The sequence below is a fragment of the Micromonospora sp. NPDC050495 genome (assembly GCF_040655175.1).
GTDB lineage: Bacteria > Actinomycetota > Actinomycetes > Mycobacteriales > Micromonosporaceae > Micromonospora.
Genome location: NZ_JBFAJK010000001.1, coordinates 185,897 through 200,474 on the forward strand (window position 1 = coordinate 185,897; position 14,578 = coordinate 200,474).

General features: G+C 74.3%; 11 protein-coding genes. 4 read left to right on the plus strand and 7 right to left on the minus strand.

Annotated features, from left to right (window positions below; all coding sequences use genetic code 11):
• Positions 1-55: 55 nt before the first annotated feature.
• A complete protein-coding gene (locus AB0I11_RS00875) occupies positions 56-1,267 on the minus strand; it encodes a hypothetical protein (RefSeq protein ID WP_357308528.1) in 1,212 nt (403 codons plus the stop codon).
• Positions 1,268-1,527: 260 nt separating this feature from the next.
• Between AB0I11_RS00875 and AB0I11_RS00880 the strand changes: the two genes are divergently transcribed.
• The gene (locus AB0I11_RS00880) at positions 1,528-1,956 is read left to right on the plus strand and encodes a DUF3151 domain-containing protein (protein WP_357308531.1); all 429 of its coding nucleotides are present in this window, start codon (positions 1,528-1,530) and stop codon (positions 1,954-1,956) included.
• A gap of 137 nt (positions 1,957-2,093) precedes the next feature.
• Here AB0I11_RS00880 and AB0I11_RS00885 read toward each other — a convergent pair whose 3' ends face one another.
• Entirely contained in the window at positions 2,094-4,193 is a 2,100-nt protein-coding gene (locus tag AB0I11_RS00885; RefSeq protein WP_357308534.1) for a chromosome partitioning protein, read from the minus strand.
• A gap of 74 nt (positions 4,194-4,267) precedes the next feature.
• Positions 4,268-5,266 carry a hypothetical protein gene (locus AB0I11_RS00890; RefSeq protein ID WP_357308537.1) on the minus strand — a complete coding sequence of 333 codons (999 nt, stop codon included), beginning with the start codon at positions 5,264-5,266 and terminating at the stop codon, positions 4,268-4,270.
• A gap of 122 nt (positions 5,267-5,388) precedes the next feature.
• Between AB0I11_RS00890 and AB0I11_RS00895 the strand changes: the two genes are divergently transcribed.
• Positions 5,389-6,678 (plus strand): adenylosuccinate synthase, encoded by a 1,290-nt coding sequence (locus tag AB0I11_RS00895; protein ID WP_357308540.1) that lies wholly within the window; start codon positions 5,389-5,391, stop codon positions 6,676-6,678.
• A gap of 126 nt (positions 6,679-6,804) precedes the next feature.
• The gene (gene purD, locus AB0I11_RS00900; RefSeq protein WP_357308543.1) at positions 6,805-8,052 is read left to right on the plus strand and encodes a phosphoribosylamine--glycine ligase; all 1,248 of its coding nucleotides are present in this window, start codon (positions 6,805-6,807) and stop codon (positions 8,050-8,052) included.
• 75 nt (positions 8,053-8,127) lie between these two features.
• On the opposite strand, the gene AB0I11_RS00905 is transcribed toward purD, so the two are convergent.
• The 4 genes from AB0I11_RS00905 to AB0I11_RS00920 all read right to left on the minus strand — a co-directional run bounded on the left by AB0I11_RS00905 (position 8,128) and on the right by AB0I11_RS00920 (position 13,257).
• Positions 8,128-9,699, minus strand: a complete 1,572-nt coding sequence (locus AB0I11_RS00905) for a N,N-dimethylformamidase beta subunit family domain-containing protein (RefSeq protein ID WP_357308546.1) — start codon at positions 9,697-9,699, stop codon at positions 8,128-8,130.
• A gap of 126 nt (positions 9,700-9,825) precedes the next feature.
• A complete protein-coding gene (locus tag AB0I11_RS00910; protein ID WP_357308549.1) occupies positions 9,826-11,391 on the minus strand; it encodes an AMP-binding protein in 1,566 nt (521 codons plus the stop codon).
• A gap of 197 nt (positions 11,392-11,588) precedes the next feature.
• Entirely contained in the window at positions 11,589-12,803 is a 1,215-nt protein-coding gene (locus AB0I11_RS00915) for an acyl-CoA dehydrogenase family protein (protein WP_357308552.1), read from the minus strand.
• Between the two features lies 1 nt (position 12,804).
• On the minus strand, positions 12,805-13,257 hold the full coding sequence (locus AB0I11_RS00920; RefSeq protein WP_357308555.1) for an SCP2 sterol-binding domain-containing protein: 453 nt from the start codon (positions 13,255-13,257) through the stop codon (positions 12,805-12,807).
• A gap of 66 nt (positions 13,258-13,323) precedes the next feature.
• On the opposite strand from AB0I11_RS00920, the gene AB0I11_RS00925 reads away from it, so the two are divergent.
• Positions 13,324-13,962, plus strand: coding sequence for a TetR/AcrR family transcriptional regulator (locus tag AB0I11_RS00925; protein ID WP_357308558.1), 639 nt, complete (start codon positions 13,324-13,326; stop codon positions 13,960-13,962).
• Positions 13,963-14,578: the final 616 nt, after the last annotated feature.

Here is a 14,578-nt window from a genome sequence, read left to right on the forward strand (position 1 = left end):
GCCGCGCGCGTGAGCGGAAGGCCGGCACCCCGGGCGGGGGCCGGCCTTCCGCGTCTCACCGGGCGGTCAGCACCTGGACCGCTTCGCGGACGTCGTCGGTGAGGTGCACCGTGGCCGACAGGTCACCGAACGGGGAGGCCGCGAAGAGCGGGCGCAGCAGCGACTCGACCGGCAGTTCGGTCGTCCAGTACGTCCGGTCCAGGAAGACGTACGCCCCGCTGGCCCCGTCGGTGCCGTAGTAGGTCTTGGTGGCCGCCTGGAACACCTCCTGCACGGTGCCGGCCCGGCCGGGCGCGAAGACGATCCCGCCCCGGGCCAGCCGCAGGATGGTGTCCTCCCGGATGGCGTTGGAGAAGTACTTGGCGATCCGGCCGGCGAACAGGTTCGCCGGCTCGTGCCCGTAGAGCCAGGTGGGGATGGCCAGCCCGCCCGAGCGGGCCCACTCGGTGCCGGTGGCCGCCGGGCGCGGGGCGGGCAGCGCCGGGCCGGCGTACTTCTCCCGGACCCGCAGCGCCGCCTCGGTGTAGCGGTCGTGGTCGGTGAAGTCGGGCGCGGTGGCCAGCGCGTCGATCGCCGCGGTCAGCTCGTCGGCCGGCCAGCCGGCGAGGAACGCGCCCAGGTTGGCCGCCTCCATCACGCCGGGACCGCCGCCGGTCACCACCAGCCGGTCGGCCCGGGCCAGCTCCCAGCCCAGCACCGCCGCCATCCGGTACGCGGCGCTGCCGCGCGGCACCGCGTGCCCGCCCATCACCCCCACCACCGACTGTGGCCCGTGCACCGCCAGCCAGGCCCGGGTGGCGTCCGCCAGGGCGTTGTCCACCCCGTGGTCGTGCAGCCGCTGGCCGAGCGCCTCGCGGACGTCGGGCAGCGCCCCGCCGTGCGCCCGGAAGTGCGCGTACACCCGGGTGTCGTACATCCCGGCGAACCCCGCCTCGGCGAAGCCCGCGGCCAGGTCGTCGGCGGTGTAGAGGTGGGCCTGCTGGGTCGGGTAGGGCAGCTTCGAGAACGGCGGCACCACGTTCGCTCCGCGCCGGACCAGGTCGGCGCCGACCTCACGGCCGGCGAACCGGCAGCCCACGAAGAGCGTGTCGGCCACGTCGACGCGGGTCAGGTCGGGGACGGGGTCGAGGTCGAGGCGGAGGCCCTGCACGGTGAGCCCGGCCAGGCTGCCGGTGGCGAGGTGTCGCTCGAACTCGGCCCGGGTCTCGATCTCGTCGTGGCTGGTGTCGTGCGGCTCGATGACGTCCGCGGGAGGTGGGGTCGGCACCCCGCCATCCTGCCCGCGCGGGGCAAGCCGGCAAACCCGGTACGGACCGCAGGAGCCCGACGGTCAGACCGCCGGGCTCCTGCTCAACCGGGTCCTGGGGAGGCTCCGGAGCATTAGTTGTAGTAGAAAACACCGCGGCGCGGGATGGGCCGCGGGTACTGGACCGAGGGCCGCAGGCGTGACGAAACCCTCAGCCGTTCAGCCGACCGGCTCGCCCGACCCTCTCGCGGACCTCAGGGCGAAGCGGGTTGAATGGGGCGATGCAGAACCTGTTGCCTGAGCCACCGGCCACGCTCCTGCCCGCGCACGAGGAGGCCGACGCCGCGCTGGCGGCCGCCGCCGAGCAGGACACCGACGAGGCGTACGCCGAGGTGGCCGCCCGCTTCCCCACCCACAGCGCGGCGTGGGGGGCGCTCGCCGCCCGGGCGTTCGCCGCGGGCCAGGTCGTCACGGCGTACGCGTACGCGCGCACCGGCTACCACCGGGGCCTGGACCAGCTGCGCCGCAGCGGCTGGAAGGGCCACGGCCCGGTGCCCTGGTCGCACCGGCCCAACCGGGGCTTCCTGCGCTGCCTCTACGTGCTGTCCCGGGCCGCGGGCGAGATCGGCGAGGCGGACGAGGCGGCCCGCTGCGCCCAGTTCCTCCGCGACTGCGACCCGGCCGCGGCGGACGCGCTCGCCAGCCGCTGACCGCGCCCCGCGACCGCCGGCCCCGGACCGGGCCGCCCGCCGACCGCGTCACGTGACGGCCGGCCCCGGTCCGGCCGGCCGGCCGCTGACCGTGCCAGGTGACGGCCGGCCCCGCCGGGGGCCGGCCGTCGCGCCGCTCACAGACCCTCCGCCACCGCCGCCGCGATCTTCAACCAGGCGTCGCGGGTGGCCGAGGAGAGCTGGCCGTACCGGATCGGCTCGCCGGTGTCGATGAGCCGCTCGTACGGCGCGAGCAGCACCGCCCGGGTCCGGGCGGCGAAGTGCTCCTGGATCGCCGGCAGGTCGATCTCCTTGCGCGACGGCGGCATCGACACCACCGTGACCGCTTGCCGCACCAGCCGCTGCCGGCCGCTCTGCTCCAGATGGTCGAGCATCCGGGCGGCCGTCTCCGCCGAGTCGTTGCGGGCCGACATGGTGACCACCAACTGGTCGGTGGCGTCCATCGCGGCCTGCCAGTTCTGCGCCCGGACGTTGTTCCCGGTGTCCACGAAGATCAGCTTGTAGAAGCGGCTGACCACCTCGCGGATCTCGGCGAACGCGGCGGCGGTGAGCATCTCGCCGCCGGTGGCGGACTCGTCCGAGGCGAGCACGTCGAACATCCCCTCGCCCTGCGAGCGGACGTACTGCGACAGGTCGCCGACCCGGCCGTGCGGCCCTTGGAACTGGGCCAGGTCGCGCAGCATGTCCCGGACCGTACGGGAGTGGAAGTCCTGCTGCGCCCGCATGCCCAGGGTGCCCTGGGTCTCGTTGTTGTCCCAGGCCAGCACGTACCCGCCGCGTTTCTGCCCGAAGGTCATGGCGAGCAGCAGGATGGCGACGGTCTTGCCGGCGCCGCCCTTCGGGTTGACCACGGTCACCTGGCGCAGCCCGCCGAAGTTGCGGCGGACCATCTCGATGTCCCGCTTCATCTCCTGCTCGTGCCGCCCGGGCGGGAGCCGGACCAGGCCGATCCGGTTCACCACGGCCCGTACGCCCATGGTGGCCACCGGGTCGACCGGCCGGGCCTGCCGGCGGCGGGCGAAGTCCTCGGCGGTCGGGGCGACCCCGGGCTCCGGTGCCCAGCCCTGCTCCGGGTACCCGGTCGGCGCCTGCTCCGGGTATCCGGTCGGTGCCGGACCGGGCTGCTGCGGCGGGGCGGGCTGTGGCGCACCCGTCGCGGCCGGCTGCGGCCAGGGCGGGTACGGCCCGGGCGCGGGGCCGACCCCCGACGGCGGATACCCGGGCTGCCCGTACCCGACCGGGCCGGGCGGGTACGCCGACCCGTTGCCGTAGGGCGGCTGGTGCAGCGGTACGCCCGGCGACGGCGGGAACGGCCCGAGCCGCGGTGGCCCGGCGTCCCCGGTGGCGTCCGCCGCGTCCGTCGTACCGCCGTCGGGGAGCGGTTGGGCGGCGCCGGCCAGGCCGGGCGTCGGGGCCGGCTCGGTGGCGCGCTGGTCGGGCGGCGCTGGTTGCGGGTTGGTCATGCTGGGCGCCGTCGACTCGGTGCCGGGTTGCGTGGGGGCCGGCTCGGTGGCGGTGGCGCGCTGCGGTGGTTGGGCCCAGGGTGATTCGCCCCGGCCGCCGGGGCCGCCGGCGGACTCGTCGCCGCCGCCGGCCGGATCGGGCTCGCCGTGGTCGCGGCCGGGCGGCGGGGTCGTGGCCTCCGGCGTCGGGACCGGCAACCCGCCGGCGAGGGCGGGCGTTTGCGGGTCATCGGCGGGTGGGCTCCCGGGCCGCCCGGCCGCGTCCGCCGCGCCGGCCAGGTCGGAGGGCGGGACCGACCCGGTCGCTGGCCCGGGCGGCTGGTCGAGGGTGAACGGAAGGTCCAGGTCCACCGGGGCCGGCCGTACCGCCTGCGGGGCCGATCCCTCGGCCCGAGGCCGGCCGGCGGCGCTCACCTCGGCCTGGGCCGGGCCGGGAGCGGTCGCCTGGGCCGGGCCGGGAGCGGTCGCCTCGGCCGGGGCCGGGCCGGGCGGGGTGCTCGCCGGGTCGACGGGTGGCTGTGGCAAGGGGGTGGGCGGGGGTGTGGCCGGCGCGGTCGACGGCGGCCAGTTGGGTGTGTTCGCCCCGGGCGGCATGGGTGGCCAGCTCGCCGCGCCGGGCTGGGCCGGGGCGGCCCAGGGCGGGACGGTGGCGGCCGGGTCGTTCTGCTCCGGCGGCCAGAGCGGTTCGATGTCCCGCTCCGGCACCGGCGGTTGGCCCGGTACGTGGGCCCGGTCGGCGTTCTCGTGCACCACGGTTCCTCCCCATTCCTCCCGCCGAGGATAGGCCGTCCGGCTGCCCGGCCGCCCGGTCGGAAGATCGACGGAGGTCAGCCGGTCCAGACCGCCCAGGCGCCCGGCTCGATCCACCAGGAGCGCTTCCGGTTCAGTTCCGCCTCGACGCCGTCGTCCAGGAAGGGCACCTTGTCGTCGCGCGGCACCACGGCCACGGCCCGGCCGCGGGCGCGCCGCACCTCCAGGCGTACCCGCTTGCGGCCCCAGGTGGAGCGGGCGACCACGGGCACGGCCACCGCCACCTCCACCCGGCCGTCGGTCGGGTCCGGGTCGGCGAGCAGCGTCACGTCGGCCAGGCGCGCGTACCCGCCGGCGTTGCCGATCGCGCAGGCCATGATCGGCTCGTCCCCGTCGCTCAGCGTCGTCCCGTCGACCTCCACCCGGGCCCGCCAGTGCAGCGGCCGGCCCGCGTCGTCGGCCGCGCCGAGCAGGGCGCCGTCGAGGGTCACCGAGCCGCCGTCGTTGCGCAGCAGGTCGAGCCGGCGGGCCGTGCCGTCCAGCACCGCGGCGGCCACCGCCGCCGGGTCCCGGGGCAGCCCGAGTTGCCCGGCCAGGTCCCGCGCCGGACCGCTCCGGGCCGGATCGAGCGGGAGTACGCCGACCGGGGGCAGGTCCGGCACGGTCCGGTCGCCGGGCAGGTCGTCCGGGCGGCGGCTGGGCGGCGGGGCGTACCGGCGGACCAGCCGACGCAGCACGGCGCGCAACTGTCCGTCACTCGCGGTAGCGATCACGAGACGGGTCTTGGAGTCCGGGTCGGGCCAGGTGAGGCCGTCGGCGCGCGGCGGAGCGTCCAGCCGGGCCAGCACCTCGTCGATCTCCGCGTCCGACCGGGCGGTGACCGTCACCACCCGCGCACCCCGGGCGGTCAGCGCGTCCGCGCAGGCCAACACCGGTACGCGCGGCGTCTCGCAGCGCTCCGGGGACTCCTCGCCGGCTCCCTCGGCGGCGCCGCCGCAGCAGGCGTCACCGCCGCCGCAACCCCCACCGGCGGCGTCCCGCCCCGAGCCGAGGGTGAGCAGCACCACGTCGTACACGAAGGAGCCTCCTGCTTCTCGACGAACCCCTGCCGGTCCCATCGTCACTACTTGTTAGCCTGACACCCCGGGCTCGCTGACCGGTCGCCACCTGGCACCCGAGCCTTCTGGAGGCGGAGAAGATGCCAGCGATCGTGCTCCTCGGCGCCCAGTGGGGCGACGAGGGCAAGGGCAAGGTTACCGACCTGCTGGGTGAGCGGGTCGACTACGTCGTGCGCTACTCCGGCGGCAACAACGCCGGCCACACGGTGATCACCCCGGACGGCCAGAAGTACGCGCTGCACCTGATGCCGTCCGGCGCGCTGTCGCCGAGCGCGATGATCGTCATCGGCAACGGCGTGGTGGTCGACCCGAAGGTGCTGCTGGAGGAGATCGACGGCCTCGCCGAGCGCGGGGTGGACGTGTCCCGGCTGCGCATCTCCGGCGACGCGCACCTGATCATGCCGCACCACCGGGCGCTGGACCGGGTGGTCGAGCGCTACCTGGGCAGCTCCCGGATCGGCACCACCGGCCGGGGCATCGGCCCCGCGTACGGCGACAAGGTCGCCCGGATGGGCATCCGGCTCCAGGACCTGCTGGACCCCGGCATCCTGCGGAAGAAGCTGGAGCTGGCGCTCCGCGAGAAGAACCAGCTCCTGTTCAAGGTCTACAACCGCAAGGCGATCGACCTGGACGCGACGATCGAGGAGTACCTCGGCTACGCCGAGCGGCTCCGGCCGTACATCGCCGAGACCCGGGTGATGCTCTGGGACGCCCTGGACCGCGGCGAGACGGTGCTGCTGGAGGGTGCCCAGGCCACCATGCTCGACATGGACCACGGCACCTATCCGTTCGTCACGTCGTCGAACCCGACGGCCGGCGGCGCGTGCGTGGGCGCGGGCATCCCGCCGACCGCGATCACCAAGGTCATCGCGGTGAGCAAGGCGTACACGACCCGGGTGGGCAGCGGCCCGTTCCCCACCGAGCTGTTCGACGACAACGGCCAGCACCTGCGCAAGATCGGCCACGAGTACGGCACCACCACCGGCCGGGAGCGCCGCTGCGGCTGGTTCGACGCGGTGGTCGCCCGGTACGCCTGCCGTCTCAACGGCGTCACCGACCTGGTGGTCACCAAGCTGGACGTGCTCACCGGCATGGCCAAGGTGCCGATCTGCGTCGGGTACGAGATCAACGGTGAGCGCTACGACGACATGCCGATGACGCAGACCGAGATCCACCACGCGACGCCGATCTACGAAGAGCTCGACGGCTGGTGGGAGGACATCACCAAGGCCCGCACCGAGGACGAGTTGCCGGAGAACGCCCGCCGCTACATCGCCCGCATCGAGGAACTCACCGGCACCCGCGTGAGCGTCGTCGGCGTGGGCCCCGGCCGCGAAGAGAACGTCCTCCGCCACCCCCTCCTCCCCTGACCCCCTGCCCCCGCCTCCCCACCCTCGTCGCGGTGACCAGGGAGTTCGCGTCCTGAACCAATCAGGATGAGACGCGAACTCCTTGATCAACTGCGCCGGGTCGGGCGGCCAGTAGGATGCGGGGTCGTGCGGGTTCTTCTTGTGGGTAGTGGTGGGCGGGAGCACGCGCTCGCCCTCGGGCTGGCCGGCGATCCGGCGGTGCAGGCACTGGTCGCGGCACCGGGCAATCCGGGGGTCGCGGCGGTGGCGGAACTGCGGGAGGTGGACGCGACCGACCCGGCCTCGGTGGCGGCGCTCGCCGTGGAGACCGGCGCCGACCTGGTGGTGATCGGGCCCGAGGCGCCGCTGGTGGCGGGGGTCGCCGACGCGGTACGCGCCAAGGGCATCGCGGTGTTCGGCCCGTCCGCGCAGGCCGCCCGGCTGGAGGGCTCGAAGGCGTTCGCCAAGGACGTGATGACGGCCGCCGGCGTGCCCACCGCCCGGGCGTACACCTGCGACGACGCGGAGAGCGTCCGGCGCGCGCTGGCCGAGTTCGGCGCACCCTACGTGGTGAAGAACGACGGGCTGGCCGCCGGCAAGGGCGTGGTGGTCACCGACGACCCGGCGGTCGCCGAGGCGCACGCGGCGGAGTGCGGCCGGGTCGTCATCGAGGAGTACCTGGCCGGACCCGAGGTGTCCCTCTTCGTGGTCACCGACGGCGAGGCGGCGCTGCCGCTGCTGCCCGCGCAGGACTTCAAGCGGGCCGGCGACGGCGACACCGGCCCGAACACCGGCGGCATGGGGGCGTACGCGCCGCTGCCGTGGGCGCCGCCCGGGCTGGTCGACGAGGTGATGCGCGACGTCGTGCACCCGACGCTGGCCGAGATGCGCCGGCGCGGCACCCCGTTCTCGGGTCTGCTCTACGTCGGCCTGGCGATCACCGCCGCCGGCCCCCGCGTGATCGAGTTCAACGCCCGCTTCGGCGACCCGGAGACCCAGGTGGTCCTCGCGCTGCTGAACACCCCGCTGGCCGGGCTGCTGCACGCCGCCGCCACCGGCACGCTGGCGGCGCACCCGCCGCTGCGCTGGCGCGACGGTTCGGCGGTCACGGTCGTGGTGGCGGCCGAGGGCTATCCGGCGGCCCCGCGCACCGGTGACGTGATCACCGGGGCCGAGCAGCCCGGCGTGATCCACGCCGGCACCCGCCGGGACGGCGACGGCACGCTGCGGTCGGCCGGCGGCCGGGTGCTCTGCGCCACGGCCACCGGCCCGGACCTGGCGGCGGCACGGCAGGCCGCGTACGCCCTGGTGTCGGGGATCGAGCTGGCCGGCTCCCAGCACCGGACCGACATCGCCGCCGCGGCCGCCGACGGACGGATCAGCCTGCCGGCCTGACCGCCGCCGACGGACGGATCAGCCGGCCTGACCGGGCCGCCGACGGACGGAACCGTCCGCTCCGGGGCGAGGGCGCTAGACCGTCCCGACGGCCGGGGTGGCCGGCGAGGTGGCCGGCGTGGCCGGGGTGGTCGGCTGGGCCGGCGGGACGGTGCGCTCGACGATCCGGTCCAGCAGGTTGCGGGTGGCCCGTTCGATGCGCTCGTTGCGCCAGGTGGGGCTGTTCAGCGCCGTCGTCCAGCGCAGCGTGCCGGCGGCGAAGACGATCGCCCCGTTGGCGGTCTCGTAGATGTGGCTGCTCTGGATCTGCGGCCGGCCCTGACTCGTCCGGTAGGGCGAGGCGCTGAGGATCGTGGCACGCACGTCGCGGAGCGGCTTGACGCCCCGGGAGCGGCCGTCGGCCTCGCCGCCGACGAGGCTGGGGATCCGGTCGCCCTCGGCCACCCCGGTGCCGGCCCAGAACCAGTGGTCGGCGGCGCGTACGACCAGTGACTTGCGGCCGTCCACGACGCCGTTGTACTGCACGCCCAGGAACGCCTGCTCGGGTTCGCCGCGGTCGCGCCAGCGGCTGGTGGTCTCGTCGGTGACCGCGCTCAGGTCGGTGGGCGCGATCTTGGTGCAGGTGATCGTCCGCTCCGGCCGGCCGTCGTCCGCGGCGTCGACGAGGATGCGCCAGTAGATGCTGTTCGCGCCGAAGTAGGCGACGCTGGTCCCGCCGGCCACCGCCCGCTCGGCGGCCCCGCGCATCTCGGTGGACCAGTACTCGTCGTGCCCGCAGAACACGATGCCCCGGTGCCGGGTGGGATCGAGCCGCCCCGAGTGCAGGTCGAAACTGGTGGCGTAGGAGATGTCGTAGCCGGACCGCTCCAGAAACTGGATGGCGTGCTGGTCCTCAAGGAAGCGGGAGGGGATGCCCTCGTTGGCGTACGGCCGGTCGAAGGAGACCCGGGCCGCCCGCAACTCCGGGTCGGTGCGGCCGTCGGCGGAGTAGCCGTTGTAGAGGCTCTTGCCCTGCCGGCGGTCCTTCGGCCACTGGTTGTACGCCTGCCAGGTGGTGACCGGCAGGACCACGCAGAGGTCGGAGCGGCGCTGGTCGTCCCGGACGATGAACGGGGTGCAGGCCCGCCAGCCGGCGACCGAGGTGAACACCGCCTGGTAGACCCCCGAGGGCCAGTCGGTGGGCACGTCCAGCCCCCAGGAGCGGGGCCAGCGACAGGCGATCATGCCGTCCGCGGCGTCGGCCGCCGGCACCTCCTGGGGGACCCCTTCGAGTTCCGGACTGGTGTACACGGTGCGGGCGCCGGCACCGCCGTACCAGCCCAGTCGGTGGATGGTGATCCGGTACCGGCCGGCCGGGTTCACCGCGACGTGGAAGTCGAGGGAGTCACCGGGCAGGATGCTGGTCTTGTTGACGTACCCCTGGATCTGCCGGTGGTCGTCGTCGGTGGTCGGCAGGCCCTCCTTCGGCCACCAGGGCTCGCCGGGCAGGAGGTTCTCCTCGGCGAGGGTGGGCGGCGGCTGCCGCACCGACACGTCGGAGGGCCTCGGCGCGGGCGTCCGGCCGGAGAAGTACTCCGCGTTGATGGCCGCGGCGGACGCCCCACCAGCCAGCAGAGCGAGCGCCCAGCGCCGACGCATTCGGACCATCTAGTGGCTCCTGGGGGCATGGAGAGGACCTGCCGGCCCGGGACGAAAGCGGAGAGAGGCTATCACGCTCCGTACGCCGAATCTGTCCCTCGCGCGGCTGCTTACGCGCACCGAACGGCCGGATGATTACTCGTAGTAACGGCGCAGCTCCCGCGCGACCACCTTGCCGGTGGCGTTGCGCGGCAGGTACTTCACGAAGACCACGTCCCGCGGTACGGAGAAGCGGGCCAGGTAGTGCCGCACGTACTCGCGGACCGCGGCCGGGTCGAGCTGCTCGTCCGGGTGCAGGGCCAGGAAGGCGGCCAGTCGCTGACCGTATTCGGGATCGGGTACGCCGATGACCGCGACCTCGCGCACCTGCGGCAGCCGGGCGATCAGATCCTCCACCTCGGACGGGAAGACGTTCTCCCCACCGGAGACGATCATGTCGTCGGCCCGGCCGTCGACGAAGAGCAGCCCGTCGGCGTTGACCCGGCCCAGGTCACCGGTGTCGAGCAGGCCGTCGTGGCTCTCCCGGCTGGCCCCGGAGGTGTACCCCTCGAAGAGCATCTCGTTGCCCACGAAGATCCGCCCGACCTGCCCGCCCGGCACCGGCCGGCCGGCGTCGTCGAGGACCTCCAGCCGGGTGCCGTGCGGCGGCCGGCCGGCCGTGGTGGGCGCCGCCCGCAGCTCGGCCGGGCCGGCGATGGAGGCCCAGGAGACCTCCGTGGAGCCGTAGAGGTTGTAGAGGACGTCGCCGAAGCGGTCCATGAAGGCGGTGGCCAGCCCGCCGGGGAGGGCCGAGCCGCTGACCGCGACCACCTTCAGCGGTGATCGGGCCGCCGGCGGCGGCGCCTCCATCAACCGCTGCAGCATCACCGGTACGGCGAAGAGCGCGTCGCAGGACTGGGCGGTCAGCGCGGCCAGCGTGGCGGCCGGGTCGAAGCGGCGGTGCAGCACGACGGTGGCGCGCAGCGCGAACGCCACCTGGAGGGCGGCGTACCCCCAGGTGTGGAAGATCGGCGCGGCGATCAGCACCGTCTCCCGGGTGTGCAGCGGGATCCGGTCGATGATGGAGACCAGCGGGCCGAAACCGTGTGGGGTCGGGCGCCGGGCGCCCTTCGGCGCGCCGGTGGTGCCCGAGGTGAGCACGATGGTCCGACCGTCCCGCTCCGGCGGCTGGAGCTGGTCCCCGGGCAGGGCGGCGGCGATCAGCTCCTCCTGGCCCCGCTCGTCGACCCGGTGCACCTCGGCGGGGAGGGCGAGGAGCCGCTCCGCGAACTCCGCGTCGTGCACCAGCACCCGCAACTTCTGCTCCTCGGCCACGGTGCTGAGCTGGCCGGCGGAGAGCCCGGTGTTGACCAGTACGGCGTCCGCACCGAGCAGCATGGCTCCGACGATCGCCTCGATCAGCCCGTGGTGGTTGCGGCACAGCACGCCGATCCGGTCGCCGCTGCGTACGCCGAGCACGGCGCGCATCGACCGGGCCAGCCGTTCCGAGCGGTCCAGCAGTTCCTGGTAGGTCAGGCTGCCGCCGTTCTCGTCGACGACCGCGGTCCGCCCGGGATCGCGGGCGGCGGCCTGGCGCAGCTCACCGGCGAGGCTCCAGCCCCAGCGGCGCAGCGCGTTGAGCTGGGAGGCGACCCGGATCGGGTGCCCCGGGGTGAGCAGTCCGCGTCGGGTCAGCGTGGCGACGATGAACGGCAGGTCCATGCCGAGCCTCCTTCGCGTTCGAGTCTCCCGATCATGCACCGTCCGGGCCCGGCGGCCCGGCTGAGGTGATCATCTGTCCAGCCGGCGGACACGCGGAACGGCGTACGCCGGCCAGGGCGGACCGGCGGCCCGACCCGCGACGGGTACCACTCGGCACAGCGGATGTCGTCGCGGGTCGGGTCGGGGTCCGCCGGCGATCAGCGGATCTGCATCCCGGAGATGGCCCGGGAGATGACCAACCGCTGGATCTCGGAGGTTCCTTCGAAGATGGTGTAGATCTTGGCGTCCCGGTACCAGCGCTCCACCGGGTGGTCGCGCAGGAAGCCGGCGCCGCCGAGGAGCTGAACCGCCTTCTCGGTGACCGAGACGGCGACCTCGCCGGCCTTGAGCTTGGACATCGAGCCCTCGCCCGCGGTGAACGGCCGGTTGTTGCGGCCCATCCAGGAGGCCCGCCAGACCAGCAGCCGGGCGGCGTCGATCTCCATCTTCATGTCGGCGAGCGCGAACGCGACCGCCTGGTTCTCGATGATCGGCCGTCCGAACTGGACCCGGTCCTTCGCGTAGTCCAGGGCGTACTCGTACGCGGCGCGGGCCACGCCGAGCGCCTGGGCGCCGACGGTCGGTCGGGACAGCTCGAAGGTACGCATCGCCGCCTGGCCGGACGCGCGCTGCCCGGAGCGGGCCCGGGCCAGCCGCTCGTCCAGCGCCTCCTTGCCGCCGAGCAGGCAGCGCCCGGGCACCCGGACGTCGTCGAGGAAGACGTCGGCGGTGTGCGACGCGCGCAGCCCGAGCTTGCGCAGCTTGCGGGTGGCGTTGAGGCCGGCCGTGCCCGGCGGTACGACGAACGCCGCCTGCCCGCGTGAGCCCAGGTCGGGCTCGATCGAGGCGGTGACCACGTGCACCCCGGCGATGCCGCCGTTGGTGGCGTACGCCTTCTGCCCGTTGAGCACCCACTCGTCGGTGGCCTCGTCGTAGACCGCGCGGGTACGCATCGACCCGACGTCGGAGCCGGCCTCCGGCTCGGTGGTGCAGAACGCGGCGACCGCCGGCTGGTCGACGTCGCCGAAGCACTGGGGCACCCACTCGACGAGCTGGTCCGGGGTGCCGGCGCCGTAGATCGCGGCGACCGCGAGGGAGGTGCCGAAGATGCCGAGCCCGATACCGGCGTCACCCCAGAAGAGTTCCTCGCTGGCGATCGGGAGCGAGAGGCCGGTGGGATCGGCCCAGCAGGTGGCGAGGAACTCGAAGCCGTACAGGCCGACCTTCGCGGCTTCCTGGATGATCGGCCAGGGGGTCTCCTCCCGGGCGTCCCACTCGGCCGCGGCCGGGCGCACGACCTCGGCGGCGAAGCCGTGCACCCAGTCGCGGAGGTCCCGCTGTTCCTCGTTCAGGTCGAGCGAGAACTCGTTCATGTCAGGCCTTCGGGATGTCGAACAGGTTGGCGATGTTGGCCGCCAGACCCAGGTCGCCCTTGGCCTTCAGCTTGCCGGTCATGAACATCATGACCGGGTTCGCGCCGCCGGAGACGATCTTCAGGAACTCGACCGGGCCCATGGTGAGGCTGAGCTTGGGGTCGCGGGTCGGGGTCTCCGAGACGGTGCACGTGCCGTTGTCGATGACGATCTCGTAGGTGTCGGTGCCGCCGTCCGGCCGACCGGTGATGTTCCAGTGGATGACCGCGTTGGTCGAGCCGGCGCGGTCGGCGCGGAACAGCGACGGCATCCGGTTGAAGACCTCGCTCAGCACCTTGCCGCGCAGCTCGCCCGACATCACCTCGGCGATCTTGTCGTCCGGGGTGGACTTGACCAGCTGCGCGAACTCCTTCGGGCCGACGTTCGCGAAGTTGGCCGGGTCGAAGTCAGTCATGGGGGATGCACCTCTCGACTTGGTTACTCTGGCGTAACCTTACGCACGAGTAGGTATGCTCGCAAGGTGTCCAGCACGCCCACCTTCAAGCGCCTGCCCCGGGCGGTCCGCGAGCAGCAGATGCTCGACGCGGCGGTCAAGGTCTTCTCCCGCCGCGGCTTCCACGCGGCCAGCATGGACGAGATCGCCGACGACGCCGGCATCTCCAAGCCGATGGTCTACGCGTACCTCGGGACGAAGGACGAGCTCTTCGTCGCCTGCCTGCACCGCGAGGGCACCCGGATGATGGAGGCCATCGCCGGGGCGGCCGCCCCCGACCTGCCCGCCGACGAACGGCTCTGGCGCGGGCTGCGCGCCTTCTTCGGCTTCGTCGGCGCGCACCGGGACGGCTGGGCGGTGCTCTACCGGCAGGCCCGCGCCTCCCAACCGTTCGCCGCCGAACTGGCCACCATGCGCGGCCGGCTGGTCGACGTGGTCGCCGGCATGCTGGACCACGCGCTGCGCGCCAACGGCCGCGAGGTCCGCCCCACCGATCTCGAGGTCGTCGCGTACGCCCTGGTCGGCGCGACCGAGTCGCTGGCCGACTGGCTCGCCGACCACCCCGAGGCGGACCCGGAGAAGACCGCCACCCGGATGATGAACGTGGCCTGGCTCGGCGCCGACCAACTGCTCCGTGGCACCACCTGGCACCCGCCCGCCGACTGACCGCCCCCGCCTCCGACCCTCCCCATCCCACCCTGCCTCGCCTGCCCTTCCCGCCCCACCTCGCCTGCCCGCCCCGCCGCCCTGCCCGCCCGCGCCGGCCGGTTGGTCGGGGCTGGTCAGGGCTGGGCGGGCGCGCTGCACCGCCCGCGCCACGGATTGCGGCAAAGCGGGCCTTCAATCCGTGCGGAGACCACCGTTTGCCGCATTCCGTGGCCCCTCCGAGCGGCCGGGCCGGGTCGAGCGGAGGCCGGTCGAGGCGGCCGGGCGGCGCGGTTGGCGTCACGGATTGCGGCAAGGTGGGCTGTCAGTCGGTGCGGAGACCACGGCTTGCGGCATTCCGTGGCCGGCCGGGCCGGGCCGGACCGAGCGGTCGGGCCGGGCCGTCGGGCGGGGCTGAACGGTCGGGTCGGGCCGAGTCGAGCGGGGGCCGGTCGAGGTGGTCGGGCTGCGCGGGCGGCGTCACGGATTGCGGCAAAGTGGGCCTTCAGGCCGTGCGGAGAGCACCGTTTGCCGCATTCCGTGGCCGGACCGAGCGGTCGGGCCGGGCCGTCGGGCGGGGCTGAACGGTCGGGTCGGGCCGAGTCGAGCGGGGGCCGGTCGAGGTGGTCGGGCTGCG

Excerpts from the sequence above, each read along its gene's own strand:
- AB0I11_RS00880 (WP_357308531.1), top strand. The coding sequence starts at position 1,528 with ATGCAGAACCTGTTGCCTGAGCCACCGGCCACGCTCCTGCCCGCGCAC.
- AB0I11_RS00895 (WP_357308540.1), top strand. The coding sequence starts at position 5,389 with ATGCCAGCGATCGTGCTCCTCGGCGCCCAGTGGGGCGACGAGGGCAAG.
- AB0I11_RS00905 (WP_357308546.1), bottom strand. The coding sequence starts at position 9,699 with ATGGTCCGAATGCGTCGGCGCTGGGCGCTCGCTCTGCTGGCTGGTGGG.
- AB0I11_RS00910 (WP_357308549.1), bottom strand. The coding sequence starts at position 11,391 with ATGGACCTGCCGTTCATCGTCGCCACGCTGACCCGACGCGGACTGCTC.
- AB0I11_RS00915 (WP_357308552.1), bottom strand. The coding sequence starts at position 12,803 with ATGAACGAGTTCTCGCTCGACCTGAACGAGGAACAGCGGGACCTCCGC.
- AB0I11_RS00920 (WP_357308555.1), bottom strand. The coding sequence starts at position 13,257 with ATGACTGACTTCGACCCGGCCAACTTCGCGAACGTCGGCCCGAAGGAG.